The organism is Planctomicrobium limosum (assembly GCF_051465645.1).
Taxonomy (GTDB): domain Bacteria; phylum Planctomycetota; class Planctomycetia; order Planctomycetales; family Planctomycetaceae; genus Planctomicrobium.
This window is the reverse complement of the sequence record NZ_CP195790.1, coordinates 3,768,019-3,784,300: the sequence shown is the minus strand read 5'-3', so window position 1 is coordinate 3,784,300 and position 16,282 is coordinate 3,768,019. Positions and strand designations below refer to the sequence as shown.

General features: G+C 49.3%; 20 protein-coding genes. 17 read left to right on the top strand and 3 right to left on the bottom strand.

All coding sequences use genetic code 11. From position 1 onward, the window contains the following. The first annotated feature begins 3 nt into the window (after positions 1–3). The 7 genes from SH527x_RS14430 to SH527x_RS14400 all read left to right on the top strand — a co-directional run bounded on the left by SH527x_RS14430 (position 4) and on the right by SH527x_RS14400 (position 6,665). The gene (locus SH527x_RS14430) at positions 4–888 is read left to right on the top strand and encodes a hypothetical protein (protein ID WP_437191378.1); all 885 of its coding nucleotides are present in this window, start codon (positions 4–6) and stop codon (positions 886–888) included. A 321-nt stretch (positions 889–1,209) separates the two neighbouring features. Beyond that, entirely contained in the window at positions 1,210–2,658 is a 1,449-nt protein-coding gene (locus SH527x_RS14425; protein ID WP_437191377.1) for a DNA methyltransferase, read from the top strand. 595 nt (positions 2,659–3,253) lie between these two features. Further along, positions 3,254–3,517: a DUF6011 domain-containing protein gene (locus SH527x_RS14420; protein WP_437194633.1), complete on the top strand. Its 264-nt coding sequence runs from the start codon at positions 3,254–3,256 to the stop codon at positions 3,515–3,517. A 79-nt stretch (positions 3,518–3,596) separates the two neighbouring features. Further along, on the top strand, positions 3,597–3,989 hold the full coding sequence (locus SH527x_RS14415) for a hypothetical protein (RefSeq protein WP_437191376.1): 393 nt from the start codon (positions 3,597–3,599) through the stop codon (positions 3,987–3,989). A gap of 81 nt (positions 3,990–4,070) precedes the next feature. After that, positions 4,071–4,274 carry a MerR family transcriptional regulator gene (locus SH527x_RS14410; protein ID WP_437191375.1) on the top strand — a complete coding sequence of 68 codons (204 nt, stop codon included), beginning with the start codon at positions 4,071–4,073 and terminating at the stop codon, positions 4,272–4,274. Next, positions 4,267–4,521, top strand: coding sequence for a hypothetical protein (locus tag SH527x_RS14405; protein WP_437191374.1), 255 nt, complete (start codon positions 4,267–4,269; stop codon positions 4,519–4,521). Before SH527x_RS14410 ends, SH527x_RS14405 begins: the two co-directional genes overlap by 8 nt. A gap of 260 nt (positions 4,522–4,781) precedes the next feature. After that, positions 4,782–6,665 (top strand): hypothetical protein, encoded by a 1,884-nt coding sequence (locus tag SH527x_RS14400; protein WP_437191373.1) that lies wholly within the window; start codon positions 4,782–4,784, stop codon positions 6,663–6,665. 64 nt (positions 6,666–6,729) lie between these two features. Here SH527x_RS14400 and SH527x_RS14395 read toward each other — a convergent pair whose 3' ends face one another. Beyond that, a complete protein-coding gene (locus tag SH527x_RS14395; protein ID WP_437191372.1) occupies positions 6,730–7,107 on the bottom strand; it encodes a hypothetical protein in 378 nt (125 codons plus the stop codon). Between the two features lie 109 nt (positions 7,108–7,216). Between SH527x_RS14395 and SH527x_RS14390 the strand changes: the two genes are divergently transcribed. The 10 genes from SH527x_RS14390 to SH527x_RS14345 all read left to right on the top strand — a co-directional run bounded on the left by SH527x_RS14390 (position 7,217) and on the right by SH527x_RS14345 (position 13,581). Next, the gene (locus SH527x_RS14390) at positions 7,217–8,113 is read left to right on the top strand and encodes an ArdC family protein (protein ID WP_437191371.1); all 897 of its coding nucleotides are present in this window, start codon (positions 7,217–7,219) and stop codon (positions 8,111–8,113) included. Positions 8,114–8,160: 47 nt separating this feature from the next. Then, on the top strand, positions 8,161–8,508 hold the full coding sequence (locus SH527x_RS14385) for a hypothetical protein (protein ID WP_437191370.1): 348 nt from the start codon (positions 8,161–8,163) through the stop codon (positions 8,506–8,508). 220 nt (positions 8,509–8,728) lie between these two features. Beyond that, positions 8,729–9,709, top strand: a complete 981-nt coding sequence (locus SH527x_RS14380) for an AAA family ATPase (RefSeq protein ID WP_437191369.1) — start codon at positions 8,729–8,731, stop codon at positions 9,707–9,709. A 61-nt stretch (positions 9,710–9,770) separates the two neighbouring features. Beyond that, positions 9,771–10,238 carry a helix-turn-helix transcriptional regulator gene (locus SH527x_RS14375; RefSeq protein WP_437191368.1) on the top strand — a complete coding sequence of 156 codons (468 nt, stop codon included), beginning with the start codon at positions 9,771–9,773 and terminating at the stop codon, positions 10,236–10,238. Next, entirely contained in the window at positions 10,235–10,546 is a 312-nt protein-coding gene (locus SH527x_RS14370; protein ID WP_437191367.1) for a hypothetical protein, read from the top strand. The genes SH527x_RS14375 and SH527x_RS14370 overlap by 4 nt, the downstream gene beginning before the upstream one ends. A gap of 72 nt (positions 10,547–10,618) precedes the next feature. After that, entirely contained in the window at positions 10,619–11,344 is a 726-nt protein-coding gene (locus SH527x_RS14365; RefSeq protein ID WP_437191366.1) for a tyrosine-type recombinase/integrase, read from the top strand. Between the two features lie 259 nt (positions 11,345–11,603). Next, on the top strand, positions 11,604–12,227 hold the full coding sequence (locus SH527x_RS14360) for a hypothetical protein (RefSeq protein WP_437191365.1): 624 nt from the start codon (positions 11,604–11,606) through the stop codon (positions 12,225–12,227). Positions 12,228–12,372: 145 nt separating this feature from the next. Next, a complete protein-coding gene (locus SH527x_RS14355; RefSeq protein ID WP_437191364.1) occupies positions 12,373–12,675 on the top strand; it encodes a hypothetical protein in 303 nt (100 codons plus the stop codon). A 9-nt stretch (positions 12,676–12,684) separates the two neighbouring features. Continuing rightward, positions 12,685–12,918: a hypothetical protein gene (locus SH527x_RS14350; RefSeq protein WP_437191363.1), complete on the top strand. Its 234-nt coding sequence runs from the start codon at positions 12,685–12,687 to the stop codon at positions 12,916–12,918. A gap of 72 nt (positions 12,919–12,990) precedes the next feature. Next, on the top strand, positions 12,991–13,581 hold the full coding sequence (locus SH527x_RS14345; RefSeq protein WP_437191362.1) for a hypothetical protein: 591 nt from the start codon (positions 12,991–12,993) through the stop codon (positions 13,579–13,581). Positions 13,582–13,873: 292 nt separating this feature from the next. Here the strand turns inward: SH527x_RS14345 and SH527x_RS14340 are convergent, their stop codons facing one another. Both SH527x_RS14340 and SH527x_RS14335 read right to left on the bottom strand, forming a co-directional pair. Continuing rightward, on the bottom strand, positions 13,874–15,088 hold the full coding sequence (locus SH527x_RS14340) for a GYF domain-containing protein (RefSeq protein ID WP_437191361.1): 1,215 nt from the start codon (positions 15,086–15,088) through the stop codon (positions 13,874–13,876). 61 nt (positions 15,089–15,149) lie between these two features. Next, complete coding sequence (locus tag SH527x_RS14335; RefSeq protein ID WP_437191360.1) at positions 15,150–16,274, bottom strand: DUF4339 domain-containing protein; 1,125 nt, start codon at positions 16,272–16,274, stop codon at positions 15,150–15,152. Positions 16,275–16,282: the final 8 nt, after the last annotated feature.

The following is a 16,282-nucleotide window of genomic DNA, read 5'->3' as shown; positions in this document are numbered from 1 at the left end:
ATAATGAGTGCAGCAGTAACAGTGTTAGACGAGATTGCTCAGGCGACGGACGACGGCAGTAATCAAAAGTTGCACGGTGCAACTTTTGAGACAGAGGAGCGGGAAAGGATTCAAGAGTTGCTGGATGAGATCGGTGTCGGATTGGCAGTTGATGAGGCCACGAACCGTCAAAAGTTGAACATCGCTCGGACATATGGATGCTTGCTGGTCGAACTGAAAACTCTAGTGCCTCACGGAGCATTCAAGAGCGAGTTGAGCAAGAGGTTCCCGACTATCAACTACGCCAAATGCAATCGTTGGATGTATCTGGCAAAAAATGAACAAGAGGTTGCCTCAGCATTGGAAGAGTATCCCGATGTCGCATGGGGACCGAAAAAAATGATCGATTACCTCCGAGGAACCTGGCTGCCTGAAGAGGAGGGTGAGGATGACGAAGAGGACTGTGTGGGGCTGGTTCTTGACGACCAGTTTAAGAACCACAATCACATGCAGACATCTCAACTGTCCGACGAAAGCCCGTCGAACCAGCCCCGGGCTAACCAGTCAATTCCCTTGACGGACTCGGCGGACCGAAGCGTTACTTCACAATCGAAAAAAGCAAATAGCTCAAAAAAGGACTCGGATTGGCAGGAACCGGATCACGATGCCGCCTTAGTCGACTACGAAGTCGAAGTTCGACTGGGGTTTAAGTTGTCAATTCCTGAAACGATGACAGTTGAGGAACTACTGAAAGTCATTCGTAAAGGGAAGGAATGGAAAATCGACTTCCCCTCATTTGATGGCTCCAGGATTTCCGAGACCGGCGTTGTGGTGAATCACGTCAAACCGTGGGGTGACCTCACCGAAATTGAACCGGAGATGGTTTCGGACGACGAAGTTGACGAATGATTGATGCCTTCCGCAGCAGGGGTATTCAGGGTGGTACCCGGAAGAGTCTTCCGGGTACCACCCATGGATTCTCATCATTCGACATTCCAGATGTGAGGTAGGTGCGAATCGCCCGTTTCCTGCGTCTCAGAAATTTTCTGCTGAACACTGCAGATGATCCGATACGGCGAGGGCTGGGAATTCTGGGGCTGCTTACCCCGATGAATGGCTCGGATCGGGCGAATGGGCCAAGCTGGAAAAAGACCGGCGGCGGTGGGGCGGCGGAGAGCCGCAGATTCGGTATCAGTTCAAGTCATTGGAACCCAGGGAGGTCGTGTCGTAATGAATCTACCGCAACGGGATAATCATCATCAGTGGTACAAATTCCGGATTTACCAGGCACTGGGGCCGGGAGAACATTTGGTCGATGTTGTGTCCCCCGGACCACCGGTTCTCGTGTCTGTGAACGGACCGGATTACGACGAGCAGGATCGTCCCAGTGCCGACATCCAGGCTTATCATCCTGGTATTGACGGAATCAGTTGGGCCAATATTTGGCATGCTGTTGGTTCAATGATTCCTGAGAAGTCATCCGAGGAAGAATACCAGGGAATCAAAGAAAGCATTGCTAACTTCGGCTTGCTCCAACGAGTCATCGTTGATGAGACAGGAAACATTCTGGCTGGAAGACTCCGCAGAAAAGCATGTGACGAGTTGGGTGTCCACTGCCCATCCGAAGTCATCTCCGGTTTGACAGCAGAGCAAAAAGAAGACCTTTCCTTTCAGTTGGACTATTGCCGGAAGCATCTCTCACTTGCTGACAAGCGTCATGCTGCTGATTTTTTGTTGAGATCGAATCCCCGTGATACTGACCGAGCGATTGCTCGAATTTGCGGCCTTGACCACAAGACTGTCGGCTCTATTCGGGAGAAGCTGGAGGAAGGTGGGGAAATTCCCCAGGTCCAACAGCGACAGGGTAGCGATGGGAAGACATACAAGTTTCCAAAAGTGGTTACCAATACAAAGTGGGAAGAACAACGGGCACAAACTGGGCTGCAAGAACTGGGGGTCGACGCTCCATTCAAACCGCTGAATCTGAAGCAAACTGAAAAGCTGGTTCGTAAAAAAAGATTCGCTGAGAGAAGAGCGGCAGCAGTTCCCGTGCCTCTCCCCGATGACTCAATTCAAATCATCCATAATGATTTCCGAGACCTATTGATCACCGATGAATCGATTCGCCTCATCATGACAGACCCGCCTTACGACCAGGAATCGCTTCCACTTTGGGACGGTCTTGCGGCGTTCGCAAAACGGGCTCTTCAGCCGGACGGCTTCCTTGTCACTTACGCTGGGACGATGTTCTTGCCTCAAATTATAGAAGCACTTTGTCGTGATCTCACGTTCGTTTGGCAGTTTGCTGTAATACACGAGGGTGGACAGGACATTGTGTGGTCACGGAACATTGTCAACAAATACAAGCCAGTGCTGGTGTTCTCGAAATCAGGGCAGTCACGGTCTCCAATTCAAATCAACGATGTGCTGCACGGTGGTGGAAAAGAAAAAGAATTCCACGAATGGCAACAGAACCTTGATGAGTGCATGCATTTCATTGAGGTATTTAGCAACCCCGGTGATCTCGTCGTCGACCCATTTGGTGGCGGATTCACCACAGCAGCAGCTTGCTATCGACTCGGCCGAAAATGCTTGAGCTGTGATGTTGATGCCATGGCGGTAGGGATGGGGTTGCAGCGACTCGCTGAAGAGCGAGAGCGAAGGGAAAAGAACAAATAATTTCAGAGCATCCACACCCATCACACTCTCCACGATGTTTCAGGAAATCTCAAAAGATTTTTGGAAGAGGGATTGAGCGAGTCCGTCCGCTCAGAGATATTCCTGCTTAACACAACAAACGACTTTCAATCCACTACTGCTCTACTTCTTTTCACTGGTCTCGCTGCTGCGAGCCGCTCGCATCGGTCATGTGACCTGATTGCCAGCAAACTTCAGGCTTCTGCGTCCTGGAGTGAATTTCTTTCTTGGCTGAGTTCACTGCTCAGCACAACCAGGATCAATTGCTGTGGACAATCGTATCGAAGAACTGCTTACAGATAACCGTGAGGACATCGAACAACTGCGTGCCAACCTGATTTGTTACTTCCGTTGTTGCGAGGAAAACTCGAAGACGAAGGAATATCGCAGACGACCATCCTTCGCCCTTCGCCTCCCACATGGAGACTACATTTTTGTCGTTAAGCCGACCATTAAAAGAAGTAGCGGGGTATTTACGCTGACGGACGGAATTCAAATTGAGTCACTCAGAACGCTCGATGATCGACATGCCACGAGTGTGCTGAATCTATTGGTTCAGCTCAGTAATACATGTTGGATGCAGGATGACTCCTTGAGTTTCGATGCCGCAGAGAATTTGGTCGAACTCACGAAATTCTTCCTGCTTTTTCCAGACCAAGTCTTTGCCCGATCAAAAGATCGCTGTTGTTGCTGTGGTCGACCTCTCACTGACGAGATCAGTCGGGCCAGAGGGATCGGCCCCGAGTGCCTTCGAGTCGTGAATCTCTGTTGGCAGCAATGGCTCACACCTCAGGAGGTACAGCAGCCCCTCAAATTGTGGCGAAGCGTGTACGACGAATAATCTCCTGAACTTTTTCAGAGGTGGACGATCAACGTTCGTCTGCCTCATTTTCTTTAACTATACATACATGGATACTGCAATGACATTACGACGAATTATCACAATTGATGAAGCTGAAAATGACAGCTACATGCTGAAATTGGAATGTGGGCATGAATCTGGTCCTGTTCCCCAAAGGCGGTTGCCTAAACATCGTCGGCGATGCCAGCATTGCGAGCAGATTACAAGATTCAAAAAGGGATCGCCTAAAGTCTATCTAACTCTTATCCGCTTCCTGCGTGATGTTCCAATGGATGACCGGGCGTCGGCCATGATCGACTGGATTGATCACATATTGCGTGCGGATAGGTATTACGTAGTGGGCATTGAAATCCTTGCGGCTTTTGAGATGACTCAACAGCCAAGCAGTTATCCATTGTCTCAATGGCTGCAGAGAGAGTGCGGGCCGGAAGACTCGTTTGGTTTCGAATGATTCATAAAAATGTCCTTTTGAACAATAATTCTGTTCAAGAATAAGTTTTATCTTACTACATACAAATAAGGAGTACAGAAAATGACACAACTTTATCTAATTTCCGATGTCGCAGAGCAGTTGGGTATTCAGGCACACCGTATCGCATATTTGCTCATGACCAGAAAAATCGAAGAACCAAAGCTCCGATTGGGCAACCGACGGATTTTCACAGACGCCGACGCCCATCGAGTCGCAGATGCACTGGGGCTGGCCTGGGAAAGCGGGAAGGAGGCACATGGATGAATGTCTGTCCCTTACAGAACTCGGAAAAATCTACGGAGTCACCAGCCATGCTGTTGGAAAGTGGCTCAAGAATCTCGGGCTCAGAATTCATTCTGGACAACCCTCTGCCAGAGCATTCAATGAAGGATATGTCTACCAAAGACCAAGCAAACAGCCTGGAACGTACTATTACGTGTGGCACAGATCACGAACAACAGAACTCCTCGATGGCATGGGTTATCCACGGACCATTTTCGTTGAAGAATAATTGCAGTATCGGGTGGGAGATTCTTGACGCAGATGGAATCATAGTTGCCTGGACCATGGATGCAGTCTTGGCACATTTGATCTGCAGGTCGCTGAATGGCCTTCTTGATGAGGAGTCCATTTCTCATGACTGATTCCCATCGAGAATTTGAGTCATGGACACAAGTCCCTTCAAACTTGAAATCAAAAAGGCAGTGGCTCAGATCGAGGCGAAAAGTCCTCGATCATGCTTCGCCTGTTGCCCGAGTGGTGTATCCAAGAGTGGTTGATTACCGGATTTCAGCGATCCCTGAAATTACTGTCCTGGCAGAGTTCGATGACATCACCATTATCAGTGATGAACCGACACCACTTTTTGATATTCGTCAGACGGCTGCTTATATCCCCACGCCAAGGACTCAGGCATACTGGGAGTTCGAGGACATTTTTCTCCGATATTCTCGCCGGGACTCTTGGATTCATAAAACAGATTTGCGTACTGGTGAGGAACTCGATGATTGGATCACGGAGACTGATTATCCGTTTTCATCACAAGCTCATCTCCGCAATTTCTTGACTGACGACCTGGTTCGAAAGCACATCAATCAAAAGCAGATCGTTGGGGTCAAAGGAACTGCTTTGACTCGCTTTGCGATCATCGATCTCGACTTCCATGGTCGGAATCTGGAAGTGTTTCTCAAGCAGGCGGGAGTTCTACTGGATCAATTCCATGGCACCGGCACCTGGCATTATCAGATCAAAAGAGAAGATGTCTCAGGTCTGCAATTGATTCATGTTTTTCCTGAACCACGTGAACTTGCTGCGGTACATCAGGAACTACGGAAAATTCTTGCTGAACTCGATTCGCAGAATCCTCAACTTGCTGCCGAAGCAAAAGCTGCAGGAATGAAATCGTTGTCCGATTTGGAACTCTATCCGACCAATGGAGGCAATGGTGTTCGGCTTCCATTGTGTCGTGATCGAGTGGTGCTCTTGGACCGAGAACTTTCCTTGGTGACCCACCGCAAGCAAAGGGTGCAAGATGTGGAAGGATACATCAACTGGCTGAATGATCCACATCGGAAATACATTGCAAAAGAGCACATTCTAGATCATCTTCGCAACATTGCGACGTGCTGTGTGAAAACGTCGATGCCGAAGACGACAGCACCAAAGCCACACACTCATTCCCAGCAATCGGCTTGGAAAGGAAATCTCCGCCGGTGGCTGTATGAATTTTGGATTGAAGGAGATGCCAATGGTCGTCCTCTGAATGAGCACATTGCCGTCCTAGCTCGATTGGCACACGTCTACGGATATTCTGAGACCGAAATCTGTGTTGGACTCAGCGAGCTTGTCCGTGGGCTTCCAGCGTGTGCATCTTCGTGCTCGTCCAGATTGCTCAAGGGACAGATGCGAAAAATTGATTCCGTGATTGCGAACACTGCCAAATACGTCTGCGACAACAATGGTCATCAGCGTGATGCCAAGAATTCTTCAGAGATTCTTGCGGGTTCCCTGATACAATGGCCTGGCTTCGATCCTCTTGATCTCTCAACGTGGTCAAAACCAGTTGAAAAGCCAGTTATTAATCCCAACTGGTCTGAAGAACAGCGAAGTCGGCTCTGTGCGTTCTTTCGAAAGCCATTGTTCGTGAAAGATGACGAGTTAATAATTCGTTTTATTAACGGAATTGTGAAACTGACGATTGCCAAAGAGAAGGAGGGAAACGGATGGGGAAAGGAATTTCTCCTGAAATGGATGCAATCACAATTCCCGCAAATCAAATGTGCCAAAGACGAAAAACGTCAGAGAATCATGCATTGCCTGAAAGAAGAAGGGATTATCGCACCAATTGCTCGTGGACGGTCAGGCATGTACGCCACACATTGGACGTTGGGGACTGTTGCGAAACAAGCATTGGCAATCAAAGATTCAGAATCTCTCTCTACAATCCCTCAAGAAGTCCCTACTGGGAAGAATAATACATCTATCTATTATAGTTCCCTTTTTCAGGATGTGGCAGATCACGGGTGCCAATATCAAGAGCTATCCGTTGCGATGATTCAGAACAAGTCGATTAATAATGGTATGAATTTGGAACAAGAGCAGGACACTTCATTATTAAATGGCGGTTCTGTGCAACACTCAAATGACGGTTCGTAAAGCAGTTGTGTTCAAGTTCAGGAAAGTGGCTGAAGGTTTTCGGGACACTGATCAGGTCGATTCGTTAATAACCGCCACCTGACTTCTGCATCACCCGATCAAGAAATGGTCGGAATTCTGGTCCATAGACTTCATCGAACCAATTGATGACCTCGTAGCCTTTGGGAGCACCACTTCTTGCCGATATTAAAGTCCATTTCTGATGACTCAACTTGAAGGCGAATTCCCACCAAGCGGCCATGTCGTCTTCCATTTTCAGTCTGAAAATGGCGTTTCTATCGGGTGAGTTTACTTGGGATGTTTGGAAAGTGATCGTGGCCAAACAATCTTCAACAGAATCGGTGAAGTCGTCATCCTCATTATTGGCAACCACATCCTCCCAATAATTGTGCACGAAGCGGTCGGCGAACTCGGCAAATGACATTTCGGGGGATGAATTCATTGGAGACCTGCCCTGTAACGCTCCTGTTTGCCTTCTGCAGCGATTCTGATCGATCATTAGGATCATTGTACCCTACAGGTCCGGACACCTCATTAAAAGGAGCCGGACAATGCCTTCTCAATCAGAAATTCGCCAGCAAATCACCAACAAGATTATTGAATCGCTGAAACAGGGACGAATTCCCTGGCGGAAGCCATGGAGTGGGATTCAAGGACCTCGAATTCCAACCAATTTCATCACCAAACGACGCTATTCGGGGATCAATATTCCCATTCTTTGGGGAGCGAGCCAGGAGCGGGGATACGATCTTGATTATTACGCCTCTTTTCAGCAGTGGAAATCACTTGGAGCGTCTGTGAAGAAGGGCGAAAGGGCCACTCAGGTCATGTTCTTCAAGACTCTCTCGAAGACCGTTAAGGACGAATCTGGAAACGAAAAGGAGGAAAAGATTCCACTGCTCCGAGTGTTTCCTGTATTCAATATCTCGCAGGTGACTGGTCCCAAAATTGATGAGTTGCTGGGGAAAGTCTCCGAATCTCCCTTCGACCATGAACTTCGGGATGAGTTTCAACAGATGGTCGATGCGACGGGGGCGGACGTTCGCATTGGAGGCTCCAAGGCGGTCTATTACCGACTGCCCGAAGATTACATCCAGATGCCTTTCGAGGAGCGTTTTGAGTCATTTCCTGCGTTTGCTGAGACACTCGCCCATGAACTGGCTCACTGGTCCGAATTCAGGCTGGGATGGACTGGCAACTACGCTGAAGGCGAATTGCGGGCAGAAATGTCAGCCGTCTTCACCATGGCCCATTTGGGGATCGCTGATTCGGGCGATCTGACGAACCACGTTGCCTATTTGGGGAGTTGGTTGAAGGCTTTAGAAGGCGATCCGAAATACATCTTCCGAGCCGCAGCGGCTGCATCCAGAGCCACGGATTATCTGTTGTCGTTCAGCAGCAAGCCTGAAGCACCGCAGGTCGAAGAGACCGAAGCGGTTGCTGGTTAGGATCATTGTACCCCATTGGGTGTCACAACACTCAATGGGACAAAACAATGAAAAATCACAAGATTGCACTCCTGATCCCGTCCACAATCAACGTTTTTGAACCTGCCGCAGCAGAACTGATCGCTCTTTGGATCAAGAGGGCAAAGTTTGTATTTGCCGAGCATTTCGGCGGATTTACATCGCATGAGGCATTCGGAGGCTGGATGACCGCTCAAGGGCTTGTGGAAGAGCCGGTCACAATCGTTTCGAGCTTCACGGATGAGAACGGTTTGGACCATTTGGATGAAGTTCGACTGCTGGCGGAGGAAATGGCGATGGCTCTTTCTCAAGAAGCAGTCGCCATCGAAATTGACTCGCAAATGGAGTTCATTTCACCGCTCGAAGTCGCTGCTTAATAAGTATGGAGACCGGATCAGAAATGGTCCGGTTTTTTCTTTGGCCCATTAGGTTAATTGTACCCTATTGCTCCAGGACGGCTGCGAAATTGAACGGTGAGATCAGCCTCACGACAGCCCCTCGGACGAAATGGTTCTTCCGGGTCCCGTTAAAACGTCGTGATTTAGGTTCATTGTACCCTCTCGAAATGTCAGACCTCAAAAATAAGGAGACATAAAGATGGATGAGGAAATCGATCCTTTTCAGATCAACGATGTCCGAGAGTTTCAGCCGCAATCGTTGCGGCACATCATCGGACAGACTCACGCCACCAAGGCATTGGAGATTGCAGTCGAAGCCAGTTTTGCGGAACAGCACCGCATGGATGATGTGCTGCTGTGCGGTCCTCCTGGATTGGGAAAAACCGCACTTATTAAAACCCTGGCATTGGAGTTGGCGGTCCCCTTTACTGAGGTATTGGCACAGAGCGTCACGAATGCAGCGGAACTGAATAGTCTGTTGTTATCCGCAACGGAAGGCATTCTGTTTCTGGATGAAATCCATCTGCTGAGTCCGACAAATCAGCACCTGCTGCTCAAGGCGATTGAAGAGCGAAAACTCTTCATTGGGAGCGGGAAATCAGTCCAAACGATTTCAGTGGCCCCATTCACGCTGGTCGGAGCCACGACCGATCCCGATGGCCTGATTGGTCCGTTGATCGACCGATTTCGTCTGGTGCTACATCTGGACTTCTACACCACTAATGAACTTGTGGAAGTCGTCAAGCAGCGACTCCAGGCCATGAAATGGCAATATGACGCACAACTTCTCAGTGAGATTGCCCAGAGAAGCCGAGGCACTCCACGAATCGCCCTGCGGATTCTCCAAAGTGCTCGACGAGTTCAAATGGCAGAAGGAAGTGATTCCCTGTCATTGGATCACCTACGGCGAGCCTGCGAAGTTGAACGCATCAGCGAGTTGGGACTTGACATCTTGCAGCAGAAGTATTTGCGTCTGCTGGCCAATGGCCCTGTCCGCCTGAACGTGTTGGCGTCGATTCTCGGCGTCTCCACCAAGGTTCTGACAAAGACCGCTGAAAGCCTGCTGTTACGCAACGGAATGCTGGTCAAGACCGATGCGGGGCTGCGAACTCTGACAGAAATCGGACAGAAACATCTGGAAGATTTGCGTCCGAAAACTGTCGGTAATGCGTCGCTGTGATGTTCGAGAGTTGAACGTTTATCGAACTGGAACTGACTGAATTTTGTCGGAGGACTGTCTGATGTCTGTCTCAAATCCGTCTTTAAAATCTGCGGTTTCTGTCTCAGAAATGGCAGAGTTGTGTGGGTTTTCTCGGAGCCGCTGGTACGAGTTACTCGATGCCCAGGTCTTCCCTCCTCCTGTCATACTCGTGCCGAATAGTCGTCCGATTTATGGGCGGGAATTGATCGAAACCTGCCTCCAAATCAAGCAGACAGGGATCGGATTGAATGGGATGCCGGTGATCTTTAACCGGAAACTGAATAAGACGAGGCCAGTGAAGTCCCAGTCCAAAGAGCATTCGAAGATCGGCTCCTCGAACTCTGAACTCGCTCCAGTTGTGGATGCAATCAAGTCCTTGGGCATGAGTACCTCTGCCCAAGCTGTGGCTGATGCCGTGACATCGTTGTTCCCCAATGGCATCTCGGACCAAGACCACGGTGAAGTCATCCGAAAAACATTCCTCTTTCTGCAAGGAAAACGACCATGACCCGTTTGATAGGCGTTTTGTTTCTGTCCGCTTTTCTATTGATGGCGATCCCCCCGGTAATGAGTCCTGGTCAGGATCGCTCGAACAAAGGTTTCCTGGATGTCCTCCAAGTAGGTCAGTCCGTTTCCATCAAGGAAGACCATGGTCGGTATGAGATCAGGCTGTTCGACGGAATCCAAGTTGGTCACAAGGTCAAGGAGATCGGAATGGATTACATCGTCGTCGAAGACATAGCGGTCGTGACCGAGACTCGTATCCCGGTCTACTCCATGAAGTCCGTGATCAAGCTGAAAGTCCCCATGAACTAACTGTTGCCAATTTCGCAGAACAGTTGGTCCACGAAATACAACCTTCGTTTTTGTCCTCCAGGAGCATCGATCATGGTCGAAAACCCCGTCACTTTCGCATCACAAAATGAAAAGGCGAAATCCGAAATTGTCTCCCAGGTGGCCCGGATCATTCGCCGAGCAGGCTTGGATTACGAGGGATGGAGATACATCGCCAAACGAGTCCGCCAGGAATGTCAGCTTCGTCCTGTCAAGAAGGGGCGGAAACTTCCACGCATTCTCAATGCTGATGATTTCCGCCATTTCTACGAGATCGTGGACAAATCCAATGATGTGCAGCATGCCTTGATGCTTCGGCTTCTGTTCCAGACAGCAGTGCGGGTCTCCGAACTGTGTGGAATCCAGGTCGGCGATATTGATATGGAGAATCACAAAATTCGGATCAATGGCGGAAAAGGAGACAAAGACCGCTTTGTTCTCTTCGGAAAAACTTTCGCCACCGCCCTACGAACACACATTGCCGCTCATCCCCAAAATCGCTGGCTGTTCCAGACTCGAAGAAACACCAAGTACACAACCCGGCGTGTTCAACAGATTGTCAAAGAGTACGCCGAAAAATCCGGAGTGAAGGCAACTCCACATACGTTTCGTCACCAAGCGATCACTTGGCTCACTCGCAACAGTGGACTGGCCGATGCCGAACTCCAGCTCATTACAGGACATGCACGTCGAGAAACATTAGCTATTTACCAGCACATTGCATTGGATGGTAAGCTGGAAGCTAAATATCAGGAGGCTATGAAAAACGTGGAATTCTGAGATTTTGGCTCAAAAAGTGAACCGTTTTTTCAAATCCGTTCTCTATATCTCTGAAGAGATTATCGAGTTTTGGCACGACAAGGTCACGACATGACAGCATCACATTTATTGACATCACAGCCCCCTGCGGAGTTCCACGTACGAAATAAGGAGACTCAATGTCGAGTTCCCCGTCGTCGGAAACGACCGCACAGCATTCCTGACCTCTACGGAAGTAGATGGTTCGGAATGCTGATCGCATCCCGATGGGGAAACGCATATGTCCGAGATGTTTGTTCCAAAAGTCCCAGCTCAAACGACAGAGGAGATCAAAGGTTTCTGTTCAACAATTGTTGCTGATCAACTCCCTTATTATGTGAAGGTCAGACCGGTGCCAGATGCCGTGCCGAACAACTGCCATATGAACGTGAAACAGCACATTGACGAGTATGGTGGAACGTCGATGAGCGGTTGGATCGACTGGCAGTCACCGCTGCTGCTCCAAGCAGAGTTTCATACCAACTGGATTTCCCCAGATGGAGAGATTGTTGACATCACACCCAAGGAAGAGGGAGAGAGTAGAATTCTGTTTCTTCCTGATCAACGCCAGAAGTGGCCAGGAAGGTTTGTCCCCGGTCACTACAAAGCCCGTCGATTGCTTCCAAATCTGGACAAGTTGATTCGGATTCATCGGCAGACTGACGAGATCAGGGCCAAGTATCGTCCAATGGAAAAATACACTCCATTGGACGCTCTCAGAAGACGGAGGCTGGATGTTGAGATTGATCGGCTTGTTATTGCTGTTTACGTTGCCATCAGAAGGGAACGACATTCGGCGGACCAATCTACCCCAAAGAAGATCGAGCGGAAACGACGAAAGCAGCAACGTCGCCGCCGACGGTGAAAGGTGTTCATGTCCCCCTTCTCTTTCTGAAAGGGAAGGGCATTTTGTTTTGCTTGCGTTCCCATATGAATGCTTCCATCCAATTCAAAAATAGCCTCATTGTACCCTCCAGGCGAGGACCACCTCCTCACCGAAAGGAACAGTAATGATCTCCGTCAAACAACCTCTGTTTTATCCTGGACGCATCGTCGCCACCCCAGCCGCCCTCGAATCTCTTGAGGCTGCCGAACAAGCTGCCTGGGAGTTTATCGCCAAGCACATCTCGGGCGACTGGGGAGTCGTCGATGACGAAGACAAGGAATCGAATAATCAGTCACTCAAGGACGGCAGCCGCTTGCTGTCGGCTTATCTGCTCAAGACGGGCGAAAAGATTTGGTTGATCACCGAAGCGGCTGATGACCGAGGAAATCGAGAGGCGACCACGCTTTTGCTTCCTGAGGAATATTGAGAATTTTTCATGCATCAAAAGATCACGGCTCGGGCACTCGAAAAACTCATCGGCAGGGAGGCCGATGAGTTGGTCTCTTTGCAGGTTCGGATCAACACGCCGTTCACTGCCAATGAGATTCAGCTGTTGAACAGTTGGGGAGGAACGCTGCTCTTCGACTCGGGCATTGTGGCGGTTGTGAAAATTCCGGTGAGCAAAATAGATGACTTTGCAACGTTTCCGAATGTCTTTGAGGTTCAGTAGTTGAGACCATGAGATGGATCATTTAGCCAGAGTTATGCCATTTTACAAACTTCAAAAATCGTAGTATAATAAATGTGTTTAGTTCACAATCATTATCATTTTACTGAGGACTTAATTATGGAACGATACATCGAACAAACAGCTTGGCTGATGAACCCTTCTCCTGATGGACGCAAGCCAGGTCGTTATGCAAAACAGTGTTGGTTGCCGGGCACGAGATGGATATATGACGACTCCAAAGGGACGGTGATGGGCGAGAGCATGGTAGCCGACGGAGAGCTTGCCAAGATGATTGTCGCTCATTCGAAAGAGGTCGAGCCAGGATTTGGGGCGATTGTCAATCACTATAACTTTGCCGAAGTCATTGCAAAGTTGATCGATAAAGGCAAGGTCATGCTGGCTGATATCGAAGACGTGCTGTATGAGGAGAATTTGGATGAGGACGAGGAAGATGAAGGTGAAGGTGAGGACGATGAGGTCCCACTCGAAAAACGGCTCCACGAGAAAGAGATTTATCGATATCGTCATTGGCTGTCGCTCGATCCACCGAACGAAGAACGTGCCAGGAAGGCAGCCGAATATGATCACCGGAAAGCGACTATTGACGAATTCAAACGTCGCACCTCAGGTTCTGGAATTTCCTCATCCCCAGGAGATTTCTGAAGTCCTGTTGCAGAATTGAAAATCAAACAATTCTCGACGAAAACCTTGAGAGCGGGGGAGCCTCTCCCCCTACCTCCTGCCGCATGTGATCTGTCTTCTTTTCCGTGTGGGCTGGAAAAAAATTCAGTGAGGCGGGGCCAAAAAAATCGGCGAGGGGAGATCACTACGGACTGATAAGGGATTTTCACCGAATGACACTAGGATGCACTTGCACCCAGTTGGCTTAAAGCTAGTTGGGCTCGTACAGGAATCATCCCACAATGTTCGGTCATCCTCTACACCGCCTCCAATGCTAGTACTTCACATTTGCCAAGCAGGAATTGACGATCACTTCGTCTCGTCGATTGTTTTTATATGGGACATCATTTATGTTTGTGACTGTGAATACCACGAATCCGTTTGTGCAATTGTAAACCCATTTCTGGCTCGCCCAGTCATTCTGGTCAAGAATTTGATTAGGTTTCCCTATCGCCTTATGAATGCCCATTAGCGTTGTTTCCTTCCCACTCACAATAAATGCCCGATCAAAGCCAGCATCCGGTGCTGCTGCCTCCATAACATTATGACCGCAGAAGTCGGATAGTTTCTTGGCAAATGCATCAACTGTGATCTCTGCTGCGTTGTGTATTTGGGCTTGTGGTGGTCTCGATTTTTTATAATTCTTGGTGGGCAGCTTTTCAGGCGGTTGTCCCAAAGCCACCGGCAGTATGTTGCATTCCCGCAATTGTACTTCGATTAACGACTGACCGGATTTCACATATTCACTTTGGGCGATTCCAAGGCACTTACCGATAATCGGTGGCTGGGGAATTCCATCGAGCAGTTGAAGCATCGACTCATTCTCTCGTGCAAAGTAACAAGCAACGAAAGCGTCGGTTGCGTCTGATCCCTTCAGCCCCATCAAGATTGTTCCCGGATAGTTCTTCGGTGCATTGTCACGAGTTCCTACCTGTCCAGACACGGCAAGCCATTTCCCCTTGAATCGTTTGTCAGCCGCCTCCGAGTCGCTTTGAAAGGCGGCATACAAATCGGTTGCCGAGACGTTCTGAAGAGTGCCGCCACTCGTCGTGGGCTGACTTCCATTCCTTGTTGTGCCGAGATGACCAGCGACCGCCGCCATGAATACGCAAACCGCAACCGCCCCAATGCCGACGTTGAATCTGTGACGCTGCCAGAATTTCGGACGACCGCCATCTCCATTGTTCGGTAACTCGGGAGTTCTCACCCCATGAGGAAGTTTGGCATCATCCGGTAACGGTGGTGGCCCATTCGGAGTTGTGGGGAGTGGCGGCGGCACGACAGGAGAACGGCTTTGAGTTTTCGGCAACGGAGGACTGTTGGAGAAAATCCCCTTCAACTCTGATGCGGGAATTTTTTGCGAGTGGCTTTCCTGCCAAATCAGATCAGTCGGCTGCAATCGCCCCAAAGCTGCCAATTTCTTCAACTGGCTCATCAAAAATGGACCTTGTTCCTTTCCTTGAAATTCGATGTACCATTGGTCTGACATATTAACATGGCCCCTGTTCTATTGATGTCAGAAGTCACAAGCAATTAATGAATGCACTGACCTACTCATAAAATGCTCGCTCTTCCCTCGTGAGGTTCATGCTGGACTCAGGTTCAATCAGTTCCCAGCGAGTCGGTCCAGCAGGTGTTTCACCATCTTTGCGAATCAGTCCAACCCCCTCAGCATAGACCGATGTCAAGGCGATTATTTTCCCATTGGGGAGGGGAGGAAGCTCTTGGCGTATGGAGACTGTGGTTCGAGTTTTTCCGTCATACTTTGAAACGAACGTTCCAAATTCCTGCACGGAATATTTCGCATCATCGACTTCCCAGGAATCTCCTAGCCGTGCTCCAAGTTTGAGGCAGGTGACAAACTGACCACCATATTCTCCACCGGCGATCACTCCAACATATTCATCACGGACGACTCTCTTGTCGGGAGACGTACTGTACGATCTCAACGAGCGTCCACCAATCCGTTTTGTCAGATCGTTAATCATTCCATCTGAATTAAATGACCAAATGTGTTCCGCAATTCCGACACCGGGTATCGAAATGTGGTACTCCGCAGTTGAACCAGCTTTGTGAGGGAGAAATTCTATTGTGATTGTTTTAGAAGAATGACCGAGACCTTCTTCTTTATGATTTCTGTTCTCCAGAAATTGTTTCTTGGTCATCTTGCGTGCGATGACAGTCTGCTGAAGGGAATCATCACGGACCTGTGGTTTCGTCGTTCTTTCGGGCACTTCAGCGAAACCCTCCTGGAATTCTGCCGACGAAGAAGCCAAAGCAGCCAGAAACAGAATGATCGCACCAACCGCCCCCATGCCCATTTTGAATCCGTGACGCTGCCAGAATGTCGGACGACTGCTGTCTCCATGAATCGGCAGATCGGGAGTTCTCATCCCATGCGGAAGGTTGGCATCCTCCGGCAAAGGTGGTGGACCATTTGGAGGTGTGGGGAGTAGTGGTGGTATGGCGGAAGAACGGCTTTGAGTTTTCGGCAACGGAGGACTGTTGGAGAAAATCCCCTTTAATTGTGATGCAGGAATTCGTTGCATCTGATCCTCCTGCCACACCAAATCGGTTGGCCGCAATCGTCCAAGAGCCGCCAACTTCTTCAGTTGGCTCAAGAGAAATGGCCCTTGCGGCTTTCCATCATGTTCGAAGTACCATTGAGTAGGCATGAGTCAGA